Source organism: Stenotrophomonas sp. 109824_Sma (assembly GCF_056480025.1).
Genome location: NZ_CM151078.1, coordinates 3241319 through 3258317, shown reverse-complemented (window position 1 = coordinate 3258317; position 16999 = coordinate 3241319). Strand labels below are relative to the sequence as shown.

General features: G+C 69.0%; 12 protein-coding genes. 8 read left to right on the top strand and 4 right to left on the bottom strand.

The window, feature by feature from the left end:
* Positions 1-80: 80 nt before the first annotated feature.
* Together ACZK1G_RS15445 and rnd are read right to left on the bottom strand one after the other, a co-directional pair.
* Positions 81-2153 carry a DUF4034 domain-containing protein gene (locus tag ACZK1G_RS15445; protein ID WP_101765829.1) on the bottom strand — a complete coding sequence of 691 codons (2073 nt, stop codon included), beginning with the start codon at positions 2151-2153 and terminating at the stop codon, positions 81-83.
* Between the two features lie 121 nt (positions 2154-2274).
* Entirely contained in the window at positions 2275-3354 is a 1080-nt protein-coding gene (rnd, locus tag ACZK1G_RS15440) for a ribonuclease D (protein WP_101765828.1), read from the bottom strand.
* An 84-nt stretch (positions 3355-3438) separates the two neighbouring features.
* On the opposite strand from rnd, the gene ACZK1G_RS15435 reads away from it, so the two are divergent.
* Complete coding sequence (locus tag ACZK1G_RS15435; RefSeq protein ID WP_101765827.1) at positions 3439-5331, top strand: formylglycine-generating enzyme family protein; 1893 nt, start codon at positions 3439-3441, stop codon at positions 5329-5331.
* Between the two features lie 88 nt (positions 5332-5419).
* Positions 5420-6316 (top strand): M48 family metallopeptidase, encoded by an 897-nt coding sequence (locus ACZK1G_RS15430; RefSeq protein ID WP_088026614.1) that lies wholly within the window; start codon positions 5420-5422, stop codon positions 6314-6316.
* A 639-nt stretch (positions 6317-6955) separates the two neighbouring features.
* Here the strand turns inward: ACZK1G_RS15430 and xseA are convergent.
* Together xseA and queG are read right to left on the bottom strand one after the other, a co-directional pair.
* Positions 6956-8287: an exodeoxyribonuclease VII large subunit gene (xseA, locus tag ACZK1G_RS15425; RefSeq protein ID WP_101765826.1), complete on the bottom strand. Its 1332-nt coding sequence runs from the start codon at positions 8285-8287 to the stop codon at positions 6956-6958.
* Positions 8288-8330: 43 nt separating this feature from the next.
* Positions 8331-9401 (bottom strand): tRNA epoxyqueuosine(34) reductase QueG, encoded by a 1071-nt coding sequence (gene queG, locus ACZK1G_RS15420; protein WP_101765825.1) that lies wholly within the window; start codon positions 9399-9401, stop codon positions 8331-8333.
* Positions 9402-9424: 23 nt separating this feature from the next.
* Between queG and ACZK1G_RS15415 the strand changes: the two genes are divergently transcribed.
* The 6 genes from ACZK1G_RS15415 to ACZK1G_RS15390 all read left to right on the top strand — a co-directional run bounded on the left by ACZK1G_RS15415 (position 9425) and on the right by ACZK1G_RS15390 (position 16983).
* The gene (locus ACZK1G_RS15415; RefSeq protein ID WP_101765824.1) at positions 9425-10909 is read left to right on the top strand and encodes an NAD(P)H-hydrate dehydratase; all 1485 of its coding nucleotides are present in this window, start codon (positions 9425-9427) and stop codon (positions 10907-10909) included.
* On the top strand, positions 10906-11388 hold the full coding sequence (gene tsaE, locus ACZK1G_RS15410; RefSeq protein ID WP_101765823.1) for a tRNA (adenosine(37)-N6)-threonylcarbamoyltransferase complex ATPase subunit type 1 TsaE: 483 nt from the start codon (positions 10906-10908) through the stop codon (positions 11386-11388). The genes ACZK1G_RS15415 and tsaE overlap by 4 nt, the downstream gene beginning before the upstream one ends.
* Positions 11389-11470: 82 nt before the next feature.
* Positions 11471-13051, top strand: coding sequence for an N-acetylmuramoyl-L-alanine amidase (locus ACZK1G_RS15405; protein WP_101765822.1), 1581 nt, complete (start codon positions 11471-11473; stop codon positions 13049-13051).
* A gap of 121 nt (positions 13052-13172) precedes the next feature.
* A complete protein-coding gene (gene mutL / locus ACZK1G_RS15400; RefSeq protein WP_101765821.1) occupies positions 13173-15077 on the top strand; it encodes a DNA mismatch repair endonuclease MutL in 1905 nt (634 codons plus the stop codon).
* A gap of 11 nt (positions 15078-15088) precedes the next feature.
* The gene (locus ACZK1G_RS15395) at positions 15089-16018 is read left to right on the top strand and encodes a DUF1684 domain-containing protein (RefSeq protein ID WP_197622069.1); all 930 of its coding nucleotides are present in this window, start codon (positions 15089-15091) and stop codon (positions 16016-16018) included.
* A 2-nt stretch (positions 16019-16020) separates the two neighbouring features.
* Entirely contained in the window at positions 16021-16983 is a 963-nt protein-coding gene (locus ACZK1G_RS15390) for a TraB/GumN family protein (protein ID WP_101765819.1), read from the top strand.
* The last annotated feature ends 16 nt before the right edge of the window (positions 16984-16999 follow it).

Genomic DNA, 16999 nt, shown 5'->3' with positions numbered 1-16999 from the left:
CGCGGTGGCGGGTCGTCCCGCCATCGCGCTGCTGGAATGCAAAGGGCGGCCCGGATTACCGGGCCGCCCTTTTCGTTGCTTCAGACCGCGGTGAGGTCGCTGTCCTGGCTGCGCTGGCCGAAGGTCAGGGCCCAGGTCGCGCTGTCCACCTGCTGGCGGTCCTGTTCCTGCTGCTTGCGTGCGCGACTGGCACCGAACCAGCGACCCTCGCCGTTGATCAGCGGCGCCATGCGCACCACGTCCACGTACTCCGGATCGATCTCGCTGGCACGCTGCAGCCAGGTCAGGGCGAGGAATGCATTGGCCGGCACGCCGTTGCCAACGTGGTAGATGTCGGCCAGGTAGCCGGCGGCCCACAGCTTGTCGTCGTCATCGCCGCGCCACCACAGCGGGATCAACGCACGCTCGACCGCTTCGCGCTTGTGCGCATCGTTCTGGCCATCCAGTGCCAGGCAGGCCAGGTTGCGGCAGGTCGGGCCCCATACGCGCTCACCGGCCTCGGCTTCATCCAGGCAGCGCAGGTACAGCTCGCGCGCACGTGCTTCATTCTCTGCGCCGCCCGCAGCGACCAGGCGTACGCCGAGATTGTAGGTGGCGATCAGGTCGCCGCCTTCCACCGCACGCTCCTGCCAGTACGCGGCCTTCCCTGCATCAACGAACTGCGGCTGGTCACGGCCGCCGAGGCGGCCCTTGTACAGGTCGCACAGTGCAGACATTGCGCCTGCATCGCCCGCTTCAGCCATGCGCTGCAGCAGCGACAGGCCGGCAACCTGCGAGACATCACAGAACAGGTTGGCCGCGAACGTGACCGCCGACGTGTTCTCCTGTGGTGCCAGTTTCAATGCGCGCTGCAGCAGGGGCGCAGCGCGTACCGGATCGGCTTTCTGGCCAAGCAGCCCATGCTCGATGGCCGTCGCGGCCCAGAGCAGGCCGATCGCCGAATCGCCCTCGCGCGCGGCGTAGTCCACCACCTGGGCGAACAGCGCTTCGGCACCATCGACGTGGGCAAACCAGGTACAGGCTTCGAGATTGCTGAGGCCTTCGTGCAGGACCATGTCGCGGTCCAGCGCCCAGGCCTGCTGCAGGTCCTCGAACACCGACTGCATGTGCTGCGCATCCCACTGCACGTCGTCTTCGACCTCCTCGATGCGGCCGAGCCGGTAGCGCAGTCCGGCACGCTGGGTCAGCACCTCCGCGCGCAGGTTGCGGTCCAGGTGCCAGTCGAGAATCTGCGCGTATGCGCGCTCGTGCGCGGCTACGGTTTCGCTGTCATCGCGCTGTGGCGACTCGGCCAGCCAGTCCTGTGCCTTGCGCCAGCGCAGTGCATTGCTCTGCGCCAGATCGAGGCCGCGGCACCAGCTGCCTTCGATGAAGTCTTCCATTGCCTCGTGGCTGCCGCCCCAGCGCGGGTACAGGAAGTACAGGGTGTCTTCCAGCGTGCTCAGGTCGTCGGGGCGCTGTTCCAGCACCAGGCGCATCCAGTACGCCAGCGGCGCATCGAAGTCGTCCTGGCTGCGGCCGCGCAGCAGCGGCGGCAGGCTGTCGGGCAGTTCCTGCAGCGGTGTTCCGAAGCGCGACAGAAGCTGCAGTGCCTGCGGCCACGCCTGCGGATAGTGTTCAGCCAATGCGGCCTCGTCGGACTGCGCTGGCTGCCCGGCCTGCAGCGCGCGCAACCAGTTCGGCTCGCGCAGGTAGCTGGTGATGCGCTTGATGCCATCCAGCGCCAGTGCCGGCCGCGACGACAGCGGGATCGCCTGCAGGTAGGCGTACACGGCGTGGTCGCTGGCCAGCTGCGCGGCCAGCCATTGGCTGTCCTCCACCAGCGCGGCCACGTCGGCGCTGCGCAGTTCGCTGGCAGCGTCCTGCCAGCACGCACCCAGGCGCAGCCAGGCGTAGTAGCTGCGTGGTGCGGCGGCGACCCAGCGCTGTGCCTGCTGCAGGCGCTCATCCAGGGTCAGGGCCTTGTCCTGCACGTTGCGCAGGCGCCAGCGGATGCCGGGCAGCGCCCGCGCCCCGTCCAGCCACGCTTGTTCGTGGGGCGCCAGCAGTGCATCCAGCGCTGCATGGTCGTGTTCCTGCAGCGCGGTGCGCGCCTGCGTGCGCCAGGCCAGGTCTTCGACGGAGAGGCCGTCCTTCGCAATTCCATTTGTCATCTGAAGCCATCCAACAGTTGCGGGGCCGCTATTGGACAGGCCCGCGCCCGTGTCGGCAAGCGTGGCAGATGCTCATTCCGACGCCGCGGCGGCCGAGGCAATGCCCCGGCGCCCGGTGATATCAGGCCGCGGGCAGCAGAGCCTGCAACCGAGATTCCAGCTCCTGCTGGCGCCAGCCGGCCAGTGCGGCCGGCCACTGGCGGCGTTCCAGATAACTTTCCAGATGCTTGCGCGAGGCCAGCACGCCATCCGGCAGGCCCAGTTCGCGGCTGCGCTCGGCGACGGCGTCCTGCAGCTTCTTCAGTGCCTTCTTGTTGCTGTCGTTGGCCGGCAGCGCCAGCGGTGCCTCGGCCTCATCGGCCAGCGGCGTATCCAGCGCCTGCCACACAGCGCCCGCGAGCTTTCGCGGAGCCTTCGGGAACTGTTCGAACAGCTTGCCCAGTGCGGCGGCATCGGCCGGTGGCGTGCGTGCCAGCGTGGCGGCCAGTTCGTTGTCCAGGATCCAGCTGCGCGGGCGGTCGCTGCTGCGCGCCTGCACATCGCGCCAACGCAGCAGGCGCAGCAGGCGGTGCTGTGCGGCGGCATCGAGGAACTGCGCCGAGCGCATCGCCAGGTGCGGCCAACGGTCTTCGTCGTTGGCGACGCTGGCCAGCAGGCGCTCGCCGTCGTCGTGCAGCCACTGCTGGCGGCCCAACGCCTGCAGCCTGGCATCGATGGCGTCGTGCAGCGCGAACAGGTGCTCGACGTCGTCGGCGGCGTACTGCAGCTGCGACTCCGAGAGTGGACGGCGCATCCAGTCCGAGCGGGTTTCGCCCTTGGCCAGTGCCACGCCGGTGATTTCCGCAACCAGCTTCTGGTAGCCCATGCCGCCACCGATGCCGGCCAGCGAGGCGCCGATCTGGGTGTCGAACAGCGGTCGTGGCAGCACGCCGCAGGCCCACTTGAAGGCGACCAGGTCTTCGCTGGCGCTGTGCATCACCTTGATGATCGATTCATCGGCCAGCCAGGGCGCCAGGGCCTCGGTCATGCCGGGAATCAGCGGGTCGATCAGCAGGATGTCCTGCCCGACCGCCATCTGCACCAGGGCCAGCTGCGGCCAGAAGGTGCGTTCACGGATGAATTCGGTGTCCAGGCCAATGCGGGCCGGGCGCTGCTGGAAGTATGCATCCAGCTCGGCGGGGGTGGTGATCCAGGTTGCCACGGGTCAGGGCCTACTACTCGGGTTTGCTCAGGCAGGGGAGAATAGCCTAACGTCGGTCCGCATCCGTGCTGAAGGAGATCCTGCTTGCGTTTTCCGCTGTCGTCCGCGCTGTGCACCGCCCTGGCCGTGGCCCTGGCCGGCTGCACGCCGTCGCCCTCGGCGACGCCGGAGCCGGGATCGGCTGCTGGCGAAGACGCACGGCCGCAGCAGGGTTCGCAGGCGGACGCGACGCCGGAGGCAGGGCAGGGCAGCGTCACCATCGCCGGTGAGGATGCCGCCGAGGATGTGCAGCGGTGGACGCCACCGCGGGTCGATCGGCAGGGGCGCAGCCTGGCCCAGCTGCGTCGCGCGGCCGAGAAGGCGTTCAGCGAAGGGCACCTGTACGAAGACGCCGACGCGGCGGTTCCGCTGTGGCTGGCGGTGCAGGAGGAAGACCCGGATGACCGCCAGGCCCGCAACGGCCTGCAGCGTGCACGCCAGCGCCTGCAGCAGCAGGCCGATGCCCTGCTGGTCCGGCCGCTGCAGCAGCGCGAGGCGCTGGCCGAGGCCAGCCGCCAGGCACTGGTGCTGCTGACCCTGGCGCCGAAGGATGAGAAGGTGCGCGCGCTGCAGGGCCGGGTGGAGCTCGCCCAGCGCGTGGTGGCCTACAACCGTGCCGGTGAGGAAGACCTGCGTTCGGGGCGGATCGGTGAGGACGGTGACGGTGCGATCGGCAACTTCCGTGAAGCGCTGGCCCTGGATGAACACAACAGCCGGGCACGGCAGGGCCTGGCGGCGGCTGAGAGTGGCCTGATCCGCCGTGCCGAGGATGCGGCGCGGGTGCGCGACTTCGCCAGCGCGGGCACCTGGCTGGCCGAAGCCAGCAAGGTCCGCGACTCGTCACCGACCATTGCCGATGCCTTCGAGCGCATCGAACAGATCCGCGCGGCGGCACTGCTGCAGCTGCGCGACGATGGCCTGCGCGAGCTGGCGACGCCGCAGGGCCTGAAGCCGGCGCGTGAAAAGCTGGCCGAGGCCCTGCGCATCGCCTTGCCCGGGGACGCGGTGGTGGCCCAGTTGCGCGAACGCATCGACCTGGCCACGCATTACGGCAGCTTCCGTCCCGGGCAGGTGTTCAGCGACGCGATGCGCGATGGTGGGCGCGGTCCGCAGATGGTGGTGGTGCCGCATGGCGGCTTCCAGATGGGCGCGGGTGATGCCGAGCCCGGTGCCACCGACGCCGAGCGGCCCTCGCATTACGTGCGCTTCGACCGCGGGTTTGCGATGGCGATCACCGAGGTCACCGTCGGCGATTTCGAGCGCTATGTGAAGTCGACCAATGCGCGGCCGCGGGCAACCCGGCGCGGCCACTCGGTGGTGTATGACGAGCGCAGCGGCAATTTCATCCGCCGCAGCGGTGTGGACTGGCGTTCCGACTACGATGGCGCGCGCGCACTGGGCAATTCGCCGGTGATGCATGTGAGCGTGCGTGATGCCGAAAACTACGCGGCGTGGCTGTCCGAGCAGACAGGACGCAGTTACCGGCTGCCCAGTGAGGCCGAGTTCGAATATGCGCTGCGCGCTGGCAGCAGTGGCCGCTATCCATGGGGCGACGCCGGCACGCCACCGCCCGGCACCGGCAACTTCACCGGCAGCAAGGATGTTTCGCCCTCGGGACGGCACTGGCACAACGCCTTCATCGGCTATGGCGATGGCTGGTGGGGGCCGGCGCCGGTGGCCAGTTTCCAGGTCAATGCCTTCGGCCTGCACGACATGGCCGGCAATCTCAGTGAATGGGTGGCCGACTGCTGGCATGCCAGCTACCGGCGTGCGCCCTCCGATGGTGTCGCCTGGTTCAACCCGGGCTGCCGGTCGCGGGTGATCCGGGGTGGCAACTGGGCCAACGCGCCCGAGCAGACCCGTGCGGCCTGGCGGCAATCGCAGGATTCGGACACCACCAACGCGCGCATCGGCTTCCGCCTGGTGCGCGGCATCTGAGCGGCCCCGGCTTCACCCGCTGCGGGCATCGGCGCACTAAGATTGCGCCGTGCCCGCCAGCCGGCGGGACCTGCCGGAAGACCGCCTGATGCGCAACGATCCCTTCTCCCGCTCGCCGCAAGGCCCGCAACGGCGCGGCCTGTTTGGCAACATCCGTTGGTGGGTGCTGCTGCTGGCGGCCGGCTATGCGGTGTTCTACTGGTTTTCCAACCGCACGGTCGATCCGTATACCGGCGAGAAGGTGATGATCGACAGCAGCCTGGATGCGCGCCAGGAAACCGCGCTGGGGCTGCAGGCCTACCAGCAGATCCTGTCGCAGGAACGGCCGATGGATCCGAATGCACCGATCGCACGCGATGTGCGCGACATCGCCCAACGGCTGATTGCCAAGGTCGACGTGGTGGAGACCGCGCTGGCGCAGGAGCACGGCGTGCAGCCGGCGCATTTCGCACGGGATTTCCAGTGGGAAGTGAACGTGATCCCGTCCGAACAGGCCAATGCGTTCTGCCTGCCGGGGGGCAAGATGGCCGTCTACACCGGCCTGGTGCCGGTGGCGCGTACGCGTGATGCGATGGCGGTGGTGATGGGCCACGAGATCGCCCATGCACTGCTGCGCCATGGTGCACAGCGGATGGCGCAGCAGAAGCTGACCCAGATCGGGCAGATGGCCGGCGCCGCCAGCGGCATGGACGCGCAGCAGCAACAGATGATGATGTCGGCGATGGGTTACGGCTACCTGCTGCCCTACGCGCGCAGCCACGAGACGCAGGCGGATGAAGTGGGACTGATGCTGGCCGCAGCGGCGTGCTTCGATCCCCGCGAGGCGGTGCCGCTGTGGCAGCGCATGGGCCAGGCCAGTGGGGGGCAGTCGCCGCCGGAGTTCGCCTCCACCCACCCGAATCCGGGTACCCGCATCCAGAACCTGCAGGCGCTGATGCCGAAGGCGCTCGAGTACCGGCAGAAATTCTGCGAGCAGGCAAAGTAGGGGGTTGTTCGGCAGGGCTTGCAGCCCTGCGCCCGCCGAAGCCAGAGCAACAGCAACAGCAACAGCCGAAGCAAAAGCTGGCTATCCGTGGGGTGGCGGGGTGGGTCCGGTTGCGGGAGACGCCGTAAACCCGTCCCTGGGGGCTTGGCCGCGGCATCCATGCCGCGGACACTCCCGCAACCGGACCCACCCCGCCTTCGACAGATTCTCGCGATCTGTCGGAATGGCGTGGGGTCAGATCCGTTCTCCTACGGAAAACGGATCTGACCCCGAATTGATTCGATATTTGACAGAGATTCATCCACGCACGGCGTGGATCTACCGTGTCGACCAAGGTCGACGCCTACCAACAGTCGCCGGAATCTGTCAGAGGTGGGGCGGTGTCGGAGTGCGGGGTGTCAGCCGCATGGGCCCGAGGCATGCCTCGGGCGGGTTGGGCAGGACGCCCAACCCCGGTCTTGCCGTGTGCGCAGGACTGCGCACACGAGCAAGCGGCTGCCAAGCTTACAGGGACGTACTTGCAGCGTCCCCGCACTCCGACACCGCCCCGCCAACCCGCGGAATGCCAGCTTTTGCTGTTGCCGTTGCCTTGGCTTGAGGCCTCTGCAGGTGCAGGGCGCAGCCCTGCCGAACACCCCTTTACTTGACCTGCACGTCGATCACGCCGTCGCCGACGCGGGCCTGCAGGGCGTCACCGGGCTGTACCTGATCGACCTTCCGCACCAGGGTACCGTCATCGCTGCGGGTCAGGATGCTGTAGCCACGGGCCACGGTCGCCAGCGGGCTGACTGCTTCAAGTGAACGCGCCAGCCCGCGCAGGCGCAGTGCATCGCGCTCCAGCAGACGCTGCATCGCTGCCTGCGGCCGCCCGCGCAGGGCAGCCAGGCGGCGCTGCATCGCATCGAGCTGGCGCTGCGGGTGATGCCCGCGCAGCACCGCCGCGGCATGACGCAGGCGCGCGGCACGGCGTTCCTGTTGCTGGTTGAAGGCGGCATGCAGGCGCCGGCCCAGATCCAGCTGGCGTCGGCGCAGCAGGTCCAGCCGTGCCTGCGGGCTCTGGGCGTTCAGGCGCAGCAGGGCGCGGTCGGCGCGCTGCATGGCCTGCTGCATCGCATGTCGTTGCAGCTGCACCATGCGCGCGGCCGTGCGGCGCAGGCGCAGCGCCAGTTCGCGCTGGTCGGGTACCAGCAGTTCAGCGGCCACCGAAGGCGTCGGCGCGCGCAGGTCGGCGGCGAAATCGCTGAGGCTGAAGTCGGTTTCATGGCCGACCGCCGAAACCACCGGGGTGCGGCTGGCGGCGATCGCACGGGCCAGGGCTTCGTCGTTGAAGGCCCACAGGTCCTCCAGCGAACCGCCACCGCGGGTCAGCAGGATCACGTCGTAGCGGCCACTGGCATCGGCCGCCTGCAGCAGGCGGGTGATCTGCGCGGCGGCGCTGCTGCCCTGTACCAGGGTCGGCAGCAGGTCCACTTCCAGCAGCGGGAAGCGGCGGCCGAGCACGCTCAGCACGTCGCGCACGGCGGCGCCGGTTGGCGAGGTGATCACTGCCAGGCGCTGTACGTGCGCCGGCAGTGGCCGTTTGCGCGCCGGGTCGAACAGGCCCTCGGCCTCCAGCCGTGCCTTCAATTCCTCGAAGGCGCGGCGCAGTGCGCCTTCGCCGGCTTCCTCCATGTGGTCCAGCACCATCTGGTACTCACCACGGGCGTCGTACAGGGTCACCTTGCCGCGCACCAGTACGCGCATGCCTTCGCGCGGCACGAATTTCAGGTACTGCGCCTTCATCCGGAACATGGCCGCACGCAGCTGCGCGCGCGCGTCCTTCAGGGTGAAGTAGAGGTGCCCGGAGGCTGGGCGCGCCACGCTGCCCAGCTCGGCCTCGACCCAGATCGCCGGGAAGCTGCCTTCCAGCAGGTCGCGGGCCAGGGTATTGAGCAGGCTGGGGGTCAGGATGTCGTTGTTGCGTGGTTGCATGGAACAGCGTGCGGCGGGCGGAACGGGAGCTCAGGATCGCACGTCAGCGCGCCGTGTGCTGGCCCAGCGCCCATTGCACGTGTTCACGCACCAGCGGCGAGGGATCGTCGACGCGGCTGTGCAGGGCGGCCAGTGCTTCGGCCGAGGACGGTGCATTGCCCAGCGCCACGGCGATGTTGCGCAGCCAGCGCTCATGCCCGCTGCGGCGGATCGGGCTGCCCTCGGTGCGGCGCAGGAATTCGGCCTCGTCCCAGGCGAACAGCTGGTCCAGGCGCGCCGTATCCAGATTGTTGCGGGCGCGGAAATCGGCTTCGTCGGTGCGCTTGGCGAATTTGTTCCAGGGGCAGACCAGCTGGCAGTCGTCGCAGCCGTAGATGCGGTTGCCCATCAGTGGCCGCATGTCTTCGGGAATGGCGCCGTCGTGCTCGATGGTCAGGTAGGAAATGCAGCGCCGCGCATCCAGCCGCTGCGGGCCGATGATGGCCTGGGTCGGGCAGACATCGATGCAGCGCGTGCAGGTGCCGCAGTGCGCCGTGGCTGGCGTATCGATCGGCAGCGGGATATCGATGTAGATCTCGCCGATGAAGAACCAGGAACCACCATGGCGGTCGATCAGGCAGGTGTGCTTGCCGATCCATCCGAGGCCGGCATTGCGTGCCAGTGCACGTTCCAGCACGGGGGCGGAATCGACGAACACGCGATAGCCCAGCGGTGCCACTTCATCATTGATCTGCGTGGCCAGCTTCTGCAGGCGGTTGCGCATCAGCTTGTGATAGTCGCGGCCCAACGCGTAGCGGGCCACGTAAGCGCGGCCCGGATCGGCCAGGGTCGCCCAGGCTTCGGTATCGTCCTTGTGACTGTAGTCCATGCCCACTGAAATCACGCGCACGGTGCCGGGCAGCAGCTCGGCCGGGCGCGCGCGCAGCGTGCCGTGGCGCGCCATCCAGTCCATCGTGCCGTACAGGCCCTGGCCCAGCCAGTCGGCCAGGTGCGCTTCATCCTCGCCCAGTTCGATACCGGCGATGCCGCAGCGCTGGAAGCCATGCGCACGCGCCAGTTCGCGGATGCGCTGCACGGCCTGGGCCGGATCGACAGGGGTGAGGGCGGGGGACATGTGCACCAGTATAAAATCCCTGCATGGCCAACCTTGCCGATCTGTTCGATTCCGCTGCCGCGCGTGCGCTTGATGCGCAGGCTTCGGCGCTGGCCGCCGACGGCGGCTGGGGCCTGATGGCGCAGGCCGGCCAGGCCGCCTGGCAGTGCCTGTTGCAGCATTGGCCGCAGGCGCGGCGGATCGGCGTGGTGGTCGGCGCTGGCAACAATGGGGGCGACGGCCATGTGCTGGCCCGTCATGCGCTGCAGGCCGGGTGCGAGGTGACGGTGATCGCCCTGCCGGGCAGGCCGCCCTCGACCGCGCTGGCACAGCGTGCGGCGCTGGAGTTCAGGTCCGCAGGCGGCGCCAGCGCCGATTTCGACGGCGCACTGCCCGGGGCTGACATCTGGGTCGATGCCCTGTTCGGGCTGGGCTTCGATCGCGCGCCGGAGGGTACGGCGCAGGCGCTGATTGCCGCGCTCAACGCGCAGACAGCGCCAGTGCTGGCGCTGGATGTTCCCAGTGGTGTCGATGCCGACCGTGGGGCGGTGCCGGGCGAGGCGGTGCGTGCCACGCTGACCCTGCAGTTCATCGTGGCGCATCGCGGGCTGTATTCCGGCGATGCGCTGGATCATTGCGGGCAGAAGGTCCTGGCGCCCCTGCAGTTGCCCGCGACGGCCTGGCAAGGCGTGGTACCCGCTGCGGAGCACTGGACGCAGGTGCGGTTGCGGGCCCTGTTGCCACCACGCCGCGCCAATACCCACAAGGGCGAATCCGGGCACGTGCTGTGCGTCGGCGGCAACCACGGCAGCGGCGGCGCCATCGCGATGGCGGCCGAAGCCGCCTTGCGCGCGGGTGCGGGGCTGTTGAGCCTGGGCACCCGCCGCGACCACGTCGGTCCACTGCTGGCCCGGTTGCCCGAGGCCATGACCCATGCACTGGAAGACGGCGATGTGCTGCCGGCGCTGCTGGACAAGGCGAAGGTGGTGGCGATCGGGCCCGGTCTGGGCCAGGACGAATGGGCACGCGCCTTGTTTGCGCGGGTGCTGGCCAGCGCCAAACCATTGGTGGTCGATGCCGATGCCCTGAACCTGCTGGCGCAGGATCCGCGCGCGTTGCCCGATGCCATTCTCACCCCGCACCCGGGCGAGGCCGCACGCCTGCTCGGCTGCAGCACGGCTGAAATCCAGGCCGATCGCTATGCCTGCGCGCAGAGGCTGGCCGAACGTTTCCACGCCGTAGTGGTACTGAAGGGCGCCGGCAGCATCGTGGTGGCGCCAGGGCAAACGCCCCGGTTGATCGCCGCCGGCAATCCCGGGATGGCCGTGGGTGGCATGGGCGACCTGCTCACCGGCATCATCGCCAGCCTGCGCGCGCAGGGCCTGATGGCTTTCGATGCCGCGGCCGCGGGTGCGTTGCTGCACGCGCTGGCCGGCGACGTGGCTGCCGCCGATGGCGCGCGCGGCCTGCTTCCTACTGATCTGCTGGTGCCGCTGCGGCGACTGGCCAACCCGGACCTCTCCCCATGACCGAATTCTTCCTTGCCGACAGCGACGCCACCGAACTGCTCGGGCAATGGCTGGCGGCCACCCGGCCGCCGCAGGCGCTGATCGAACTGCGCGGCGACCTGGGTGCCGGCAAGTCCACCACGGCCCGTGCGCTGCTGCGTGCGCTGGGCGTGCAGGGCGCGATCCGCAGCCCCACCTACACCCTGGTCGAGCGCTATCCGCTGGCCAGTGGCGGTGAGGCGTGGCACCTGGACCTGTACCGCATCGGCCAGGCCGGCGAGCTGGATTTCCTCGGTCTGGACGAGGGCAGTGCGGTGCTGTGGCTGGTCGAATGGCCGGAACGGGGCGCCGGCGCGCTGCCGCCCACCGACCTGGTGGTGGCGCTGGAGATCGAGGGGCAGGGGCGTCGCGTCCGTCTCACTGGGGCCAGCGACGCAGGACATGAATGGCTGGAACGGCTGCCCCAAGGGGGCGACTTGCAGGCCATTTCTGTCGGCTGACGAGAACAAACACCGGCAGGTTACGGATTATTAAGGAAAAAGGTGTTGCATTCCGTTCAGCGCGGTGATTGAATCCTGAGCCATGCGCCCGGGGAACCGTCTCATCGCCATCTGTGCCGCCGTCGGACTGGGTCTGGCGAGCGTCAGTGCGTGGGCGGGTGAAGTCCGCCAGGTCCTGCTGAACACGGGCGCGACCGGTACCCGAGCTGAAATCTCGCTGGTTGGCAGCGGTGGCTACAAGACCTTGTCGCTGGCGGGTCCGAACCGGCTGGTGGTCGATTTCCCGGACTCCAGCGCCATACGCAACCTGAAGATGCCGGCCGCGCAGGGTGTGGTCACGGCGGTGCGTACCGGACAGCCGGTCCCGGGCACGTTCCGTGTCGTTTTCGACCTGGCCGAATCGGTGGCGCCGTTCCGCCCGCAGATGCAGCGCGAGGGCAATGAATCCAAGCTGGTGATCGAATGGCCGGGTGATGGCCCGGCCGTGGCCGCCAGCCGCCCGGCGACGCCGCCGGCCGCGCAGCCGCAGGCACCCGCTGCGGGTGCCTCGCCTGCGCCCACGCCGGCCGAGAGCGCGCAGTCGCGCACCGATGCCGCGCGTGCCACGGCCCTGCTGACCGCACAGGTACAGCAGCAGGCCAGCGCCACTGCCGCCGCACCGGCCACGCCAACCCCGGCACCGACCACCGCACCTGCCCAGGTTGCTGCGGCCGGCGTCACCGCCACCAGCTCGCCTTCGTCCTCGCCGGCCGCGATCCTCGCCGGCCAGCGCACCGCAGCGGTGGTGACCACGCCGCCGGCCACCGTGCCCACACCGGCACCAACGCCGGCACCAACGCCGGCGGAGCCGCCGCGTCCGGCCATGCCCAGCGATGCGTCGCGTATCCGCATGCAGGCCGGCATGCGCCACCTGGTGGTGGCGATCGATCCCGGTCATGGCGGCCAGGATCCGGGCGCGATCGGCCCGACCGGCAAGCGCGAGAAGGACGTCACCCTGGCAGTGGCGCGCGAGCTGGCCCGCCAGGTCAACGCCACGCCGGGCCTGAAGGCCTACCTGACGCGCGACAGCGACGTGTTCATTCCGCTGCCTATGCGTGCGCAGAAGGCGCGTGCGAACAAGGCGGACATCTTCATCTCGATCCATGCCGACGCGGCCGAAAACCGTTCGGCCACGGGCTCGTCGGTCTACGTGCTGTCGACCAAGGGTGCCTCTTCGCAGCGCGCCCGCTGGCTGGCGGACAAGGAAAACGCGGCCGACCTGGTGGGTGGCGTGCGCCTGCAGCAGACCGAAGGCACCCTGGCCAACGTGCTGCTGGACCTGGCCCAGAGTGGCTACATGAAGGCGTCTGAAGACGCGGCCGGCCATGTGCTGGGCGGCCTGAAGCGGATCGGCAACAACCACAAGCCGAACATCGAGCGCGCCAACTTCGCGGTGCTGCGCACCTCGGACATGCCGGCGATGCTGGTGGAAACCGCGTTCATCTCCAATCCGGATGAAGAGCGCCGCCTGATGGACCCGGCGTACCAGCGCAAGATCGCTGGCGCCGTGCTGGATGGCGTGCACACCTTCTTCAGCCGCCAGCCGCCGCCGGGCACGTTGTATGCCGCCCGCGCCCAGGCTGAGATCGACGCGGCCGGCACCATGGCCGGCGGCAGCAAATAACCCGCCGAAAGCGGGTTGCTGCCTTCTGTAGAGTCGAGCCGCGCTCGACTGGGCCTTGTCGGCAGCCCGTCAGTCGAGCATGGCTCGACTCTACCCTCGGCCGCTCCGTTATCATCCCCGCATGACGTCTGCTACCCATCCGCGCCCGATCCGGCCGTTGCCGGAGATCCTCATCAACCAGATCGCTGCCGGCGAAGTGGTCGAACGGCCCGCGTCGGTGGTCAAGGAACTGGTCGAGAACGCGATCGATGCCGGCGCCAGCCGTGTCGACATCGACCTGGAAGAAGGCGGTGTACGCCTGATCCGCATCCGCGACAACGGTAGCGGCATCGCGCCCGAACAGCTGCCACTGGCGGTGTCGCGCCACGCCACCAGCAAGATCGCCGATCTGGACGATCTTGAATCGGTGGCCACGCTCGGTTTCCGGGGGGAAGCGCTGCCGTCGATCGCGTCGGTCAGCCGCTTCACCCTGTCCTCGCGCCGCGCGCACGATGAGCACGGTTCGGCGTTGCAGATCGAAGGCGGCAAGATCGGCGAGGTGACCCCGCGCGCGCATGCGCCGGGCACCACGGTGGAAGTGCGCGAGCTGTTCTACAACGTGCCGGCGCGGCGCAAGTTCCTGCGCGCCGAGCGTACCGAGCTTGGCCATATCGAAGAGTGGCTGCGTTCGCTGGCGCTGGCACGGCCGGATGTCGAACTGCGCGTGTCGCACAACGGCAAGGCCTCGCGGCGCTACAAGCCGGGCGATCTGTATTCCGATGCGCGCCTTGCCGAAACGCTGGGCGAGGATTTCGCCAACCAGGCCGTGCGCGTGGACCACAGCGGTGCCGGCCTGCGCCTGCATGGCTGGATCGCGCAGCCGCATTATTCGCGCGCCAGCGCCGACCAGCAGTACCTGTACGTCAATGGACGTTCGGTGCGTGATCGCAGCGTTGCCCACGCAGTGAAGATGGCCTACGGCGATGTGCTGTACCACGGCCGCCAGCCGGCCTATGTGCTGTTCCTCGAACTGGACCCGACCCGCGTCGACGTCAACGTGCATCCGGCCAAGCACGAGGTGCGCTTCCGTGATTCGCGGCTGGTCCATGATTTCGTCTATCGCACGCTGAAGGATGCGCTGGCCGATACCCGCGCCGGCATGTCGGCGCAGGAGATCGGTGCTGGCCCGGTGCATCCGGCGGATGCCCCGGCTGCAGCCACGGCATCGAGCGCGGGCGCCTCCGGTTTCGGGCTGGTGCGCGGTCCGGCACCGGGTGCCGGCTCCGGCGGTGGTGGTGGATTCTCCGGGTGGCGACCGCAGCAGCCACTAGGCCTGCAGGTGGCCGATGCACCGGCTGCCTATGCCGCGCTGTATGCCACGCCGGCCCGTGCCGAGCGTGCAGCGGCACTGCCACCGATGCCGACCGAGAACGGGTTGCCGGTGACCAGCGCCGAGGCAGGCGTGCCACCGCTGGGCTACGCCATCGCGCAGCTGCATGGCATCTACATCCTGGCCGAGAATGCCGAAGGCCTGATCGTGGTCGACATGCATGCGGCACACGAACGCATCGGCTACGAGCGCCTGAAGAACGCGCACGATGGCATCGGCCTGCAGTCGCAGCCGCTGCTGGTGCCGATCACGCTGGCGGTGGGCGAGCGCGAGGCCGATACCGCCGAAAGCGAAGCCGAAACCCTGGCGGCGCTCGGCTTCGAGGTGACCCGTGCTAGCCCCGGTTCGCTGCACGTGCGCAGCATTCCGGCACTGCTGGCGCATGCCGAACCGGAAGGGCTGCTGCGCGACGTGCTGACCGACCTGCGCGAGCATGGCCAGAGCCGCCGCGTGGCCAGTGCACGCGACGAACTGCTGTCGACCATGGCCTGCCATGGCGCGGTGCGTGCCAACCGGCGCTTGACCGTGCCGGAAATGAACGCGCTGCTGCGCGACATGGAAATCACCGAACGGTCCGGCCAGTGCAACCACGGCCGACCGACCTGGGCCCGTTTTTCGCTGGCGGAGATCGACCGCTGGTTCCTGCGCGGACGTTGAGGGGAGCATCGATGCGTTATCGGGGAATGGCGGGCCTGCTGGCCGCCGTGGTGTTGGCCGCCTGCAGCCCGGCAACACCGCCGGCACCGACGGTCGCTGAAGATCCGGCCTACGCGGCCGCGCAGCAGCAATGGCGTGTGGCGCGCTACCAGGACCTGACCCGGCCCGATGGCTGGACGGCCCTGGTCGGCCTGCACTGGCTGCAGAACAAATCCCATTTCGTTGGCAGCGGCGCCACCAACGGCATTCGCCTGACGGTTGGCCCGGACAAGCTGGGCCTGCTGCGTCGCGAAGGGACGCAGTGGTGGTTCACGCCTGAAGCCGGTGTCGATGTCAGTCATGATGGCCAGCCGGTGCGCGGCCGCATCCGCGTCGACACCGACAAGGACGCGCAGCCGACGCTGCTGGCCTTCGATGGCGGCAAGGGGCAGCTCAGCATCATCCGCCGGGGACCGCGTGACGCGCTGCGGGTCAAGCATGCCGATGCGCCTGCGCGGCGTGACTTCGCCGGCCTGCAGTACTGGCCGGGCGGTGCGGACTGGCAGGTGCAGGCGCGCTTCATCTCGCACCCGCCGGGCAAGACCCTGCCGGTCGTCGACATCACCGGCCTGACCACCGAGATGCCCAATGCCGGCGCAGTCGAGTTCCAGCGCGACGGCCGCAGCTGGCGGCTGGAAGCGATCGGTGCGCCCGGGCAGCCGCTGTTCCTGATCTTCGCCGACCGCACCAGCGGCCGCGGCAGCTATCCGGCCGGGCGCTACCTGGATACCGATGCGCCCGCCGCAGACGGCACCGTGCGCATCGATTTCAACCATGCCTACAACCCGCCGTGCGCGTTCACCGCCTACGCCACCTGTCCGCTGGCGCCACCGGAAAACCGGCTGGACCTGCGCGTGGAAGCGGGCGAGAAGGCTTACCACCTGCCTGAAGGAGAAGGCTGACCATGCCGATCAAACATCTGTTCCGTGCCGCGCTGCTGATGGCGGCGTGCGCGATGGCGCCACTGGCCACCGCCCGCGACGCGCCGGGCACCACGGCTGCGGCCGCGACCGCCGCGGCGGCCAAGCCGCCCGTACCGCTGTTGTGGAAAGTCACCGGCCCGGGCGATGCACGCGTGTACCTGCTGGGATCGTTCCATCTGCTGAAACCGCAGGACTACCCGCTGTCGCCCGATGTCGAACAGGCGTTCGAAGCCTCGCAGCGGGTGGTGTTCGAACTCTCGCCGGAAGACATGCAGTCGCCACAGCTGGCCAGCCGCATGGTGCAGGCCGCGACCCGCACCGATGGCAGCGAGCTCAAGCGTGATCTCGATGCGGCGACCTGGCAGAAGCTGCAGGCCTTTGCCACCGAGAACAAGCTGCCGCTGGCACAGATGCAGGGCATGAAGGCCTGGTTCGTCGGCCTGAGCATTTCGGTCGGGCAGATGCAGAAGCTGGGCCTGGACCCGGCGCTGGGCCTGGACCGCCACTTCATGGAGCGCGCGCAGAAGACCGGCCGCAAGACCGCTGGCCTGGAGGACATCGATACCCAGATCGGCATGCTTGACGGGATGACGGTGCAGGAACAGCGGCAGATGCTGGCCGAAGCGCTGGACCAGGCCGGCAAGGCCGATGAGCAGGCGCGGCTGCTGCATGATGCATGGCGCCGCGGCGACGAACGCCTGCTGTGGACCAAGATGGCGGCGGAGATGCGCCAGCAGTATCCGCAGCTGTATCAGCGCATCAACACCGGGCGCAACGATGCCTGGGTACCGAAGCTGCAGCCGTACCTGCAGGCCGGGCAGGGCGGTACGCTGGTGGTGGTCGGCACGCTGCACCTGCTGGGCAGTGATGGCGTGGTCGAGAAGTTGAAGGCCAAGGGCTACAAGGTCGAGCGCGTGTGCACGGGGTGCAAGGCGAAACGCTGACGCATCGTTGGCGCGA

Coding starts and splice junctions, on each gene's coding strand:
- ACZK1G_RS15445 (WP_101765829.1), bottom strand. CDS start 2,153: ATGACAAATGGAATTGCGAAGGACGGCCTCTCCGTCGAAGACCTGGCC.
- mutL (WP_101765821.1), top strand. CDS start 13,173: ATGACGTCTGCTACCCATCCGCGCCCGATCCGGCCGTTGCCGGAGATC.
- tsaE (WP_101765823.1), top strand. CDS start 10,906: ATGACCGAATTCTTCCTTGCCGACAGCGACGCCACCGAACTGCTCGGG.
- queG (WP_101765825.1), bottom strand. CDS start 9,401: ATGTCCCCCGCCCTCACCCCTGTCGATCCGGCCCAGGCCGTGCAGCGC.
- xseA (WP_101765826.1), bottom strand. CDS start 8,287: ATGCAACCACGCAACAACGACATCCTGACCCCCAGCCTGCTCAATACC.
- ACZK1G_RS15405 (WP_101765822.1), top strand. CDS start 11,471: ATGCGCCCGGGGAACCGTCTCATCGCCATCTGTGCCGCCGTCGGACTG.
- ACZK1G_RS15430 (WP_088026614.1), top strand. CDS start 5,420: ATGCGCAACGATCCCTTCTCCCGCTCGCCGCAAGGCCCGCAACGGCGC.
- ACZK1G_RS15395 (WP_197622069.1), top strand. CDS start 15,089: ATGCGTTATCGGGGAATGGCGGGCCTGCTGGCCGCCGTGGTGTTGGCC.
- ACZK1G_RS15415 (WP_101765824.1), top strand. CDS start 9,425: ATGGCCAACCTTGCCGATCTGTTCGATTCCGCTGCCGCGCGTGCGCTT.
- ACZK1G_RS15390 (WP_101765819.1), top strand. CDS start 16,021: ATGCCGATCAAACATCTGTTCCGTGCCGCGCTGCTGATGGCGGCGTGC.